This window comes from bacterium endosymbiont of Bathymodiolus sp. 5 South, assembly GCF_900128535.1.
Classification (GTDB): Bacteria; Pseudomonadota; Gammaproteobacteria; order PS1; family Pseudothioglobaceae; genus Thiodubiliella.
In genome coordinates this window covers 1-2,841 of sequence record NZ_FQTR01000191.1, presented here as the reverse complement: position 1 = coordinate 2,841, position 2,841 = coordinate 1, and the positions used below count along the sequence as shown (strand labels likewise).

Here is a 2,841-nt window from a genome sequence, read left to right as displayed (position 1 = left end):
GCATAACCTGCTAGCATTATTGCTACTGTTGTGCCATTGCCAACTTTGGTAAAGATATTGGCTTTTCCGCCTATCATTAAAGCGGCGCTTAATCCATTGCCAATATGGGTGAATATATTGCCACCTGCTGAAAACATTAATGCCAATGTTGGACCGTTGCCAACTTTGGTAAAAAAATTAGCCCCCACAGATACCATTAATGCAGCGGTCATACCATTACCAACATGGGTTAGTACATTGCCAACACCAACCATGCCAACAATAACATTGCCATCTCCTATTTTGGTGGCAACATTACCCATGCCCAGCATTAACAAATACATATTACCGTTACCAACTTGAGTAACAACATTAAGACCGCCAAATAACAATGCCAAAATAGTACCATCTCCCGCTTTGGTGATGACATTGGTGCCGCCTAGCATTTTGGCTTGAATATTACCATTACCAACTTGCGTTAGGATATTGGCGCCGCCATACATTGCCAAGTCAATATTGCCATTGCCTTGTTTAGTAACAACATTAAGACCGCCAAATAAAGAGCCTCTGACATTACCTGTAGAAAAATCAGTAAAGATATTGGCACCCGCCAAAAGATACAGGATTGAATTCCCATAACCCCTTCTGGTGATGATAGTTGCACCGCCGAGTAATCTGGCGTTTAAAGTGCCTCTCCCCTTGTAGCTAACTATGTTTGCCACACCAGCACCGACTAAGCTAAGATTGCCTTTAGAAACTTCCACATCAACAATATTACCCAATGAAACCAGTGTTAACTCAGTATTACCACTACCGTATCTCTTCAACAGGTTTAAGCGAAAGCCGCCGAGTGTCGCCTTTAATTTACCCTTGGTTGACCAGGTAACAACATTGCCACCACCTAATATTGTTAAATTGCCATTACCTTTTAATCCAGAGCGAGTAATAATATTACCACCGCCACCACCAACAAAGTTTATATCGCCATAATCACCCGTGTGCGTTACCTTGTTAATAACACCCACCCCTTTAAATGAGACATTGCCATTAGCCGAATGCTCAATAATATTACCGCCGCCACCACCAATAAAATTAGTATTGCCATACTTGGCTGTATTGATAGCATGATTAACTACACCAACACTATTGAAGGTAATGTTGCCCCTATCCCCTCCTCTACGCTCCACTAAATTGTACCCACCGATACCTGCAAAATCAATATTGCCATTGTGGGTGGCATTAACAACTCTATTGTAAAAACCCGCTCCATGAAAAACAATATTACCCGAATGACCTTTACGCTCCACTTTGTTATAAGCACCTACGCCAGTGAAATAAATACTGCCTCTATTTGCACTGTTGGTCACTCTGTTTGACATGCCGGCACCGGTAAAGTGAATGTCACCTTGCACACCCCCTATGCGCTCCACAATATTAGATGCACCAATCCCATTAAATGAAATATTACCGTATCTTACCTTGCTAATCACTCTGTTGGATATGCCAGCACCTGTAAATGAAATATTCCCAGAATAACCTTGACGATATAGGTAATTACTGGCTGCTACGCCTGTAAAGTCAATATTACCTGTCCGTCCAGTATGTTGCAAATTTGTTGCACCAGCAAGACCAGAGACAGTCATATTGCCCCAAGCACTTTTATTGATATTCATGAAGCCAGCAGCACCATGAACACTCAGATTTCCCCAAGTATCATAAACATCCAACTTCAAACTAGCGGCATACACCGTGTCATTGCCGCCATATACATTGACACCGCCACCCCACAGGCCTAAACCAACAGCAGTAAATGTGTTGTCCCCATTATCACCTTCGTAATTTCCTGTAACAAGGTATGTAACACTATCAACAACTGTCTCAACTACATCAACAACTGCATCAACAACTGACTCAAATGCATCTGCTACAAAAGCCATAGAAACCCTAGAGTATTTCTAAAGATAATAAAATTTTGAAGGGGTGATCCTTTATTGGTAAACAAGGTATGACTACTAAGTGATAAATGCAAAGCCAAAACTGGCGTTATGAAATGATTAAATTGATAAAAAAGCGACCGTTTGATAATAATCTTCATCTTTACTTATAGAGATTGAAAAATCTACTATTGTAGCATTAATTAAACCTTATTCTTTAATAAAGATTATTAACAAGTCTCATTATGCGCTTATAAGGCACAATTTTACCCTTTGCATTTTTAGTAACTTTAATCCTTGTGGCGTATATTTTAGCCTTGTTAGGCCATGACTTTCTGACTTCTCTATGAAATTGAAAAATATGTTTAAATGGACAAATATATTCCAAGACAAATATATTGTTTCCATTATTCCACTCATCAGCAGCTATTTTATAATCTTCATGCAATATTTTATCTAGGGTTTTGTCATCAACTCTTGCCCATACAGCAAAAGCTAAAGGCATATCTTTGTTGTTACGAATTAATTTATATTGACCAAGCAAAATCCCCTCTGAAATGCGACTAAAAAAACCACAAATATTATAATGTTTGCAATGTAATTCTGATTGTCTTGACAACCAAAATGCATTTCCTAAAGTTTCCATGTACATTTTTTCGGTTATTTTTTCTAGCGCCATAATTCAATAAGGTAAGTCTGTTAAATGTAAAAAAATAAAAAAAGGGGTTTATTGCATACCTAAATTCAAATTCTAAGTGCAATACTGCTTTATTTAAAAATTATCCATTGCTTGATTGTCCGATAAATGCAGTTTTTGTTCATCATAGGTGTTATCTTTACTTTCTTGAATAAGAATGTCTTTGCCAAGAACCTCTTCTCTTAATAGTAGGAATAGTGTATAAACTGATTGATAAACGGATTGCAATAC

General features: G+C 38.1%; 1 protein-coding gene and 1 pseudogene. Both read right to left on the bottom strand.

What is annotated here, in order from left to right:
• Positions 1-1,916: pseudogene (locus tag BBROOKSOX_RS09855) on the bottom strand (hypothetical protein); the annotation flags it as partial.
• Positions 1,917-2,130: 214 nt separating this feature from the next.
• A complete protein-coding gene (locus BBROOKSOX_RS09850) occupies positions 2,131-2,592 on the bottom strand; it encodes a toxin-activating lysine-acyltransferase (protein ID WP_139661523.1) in 462 nt (153 codons plus the stop codon).
• Positions 2,593-2,841 lie beyond the last annotated feature (249 nt).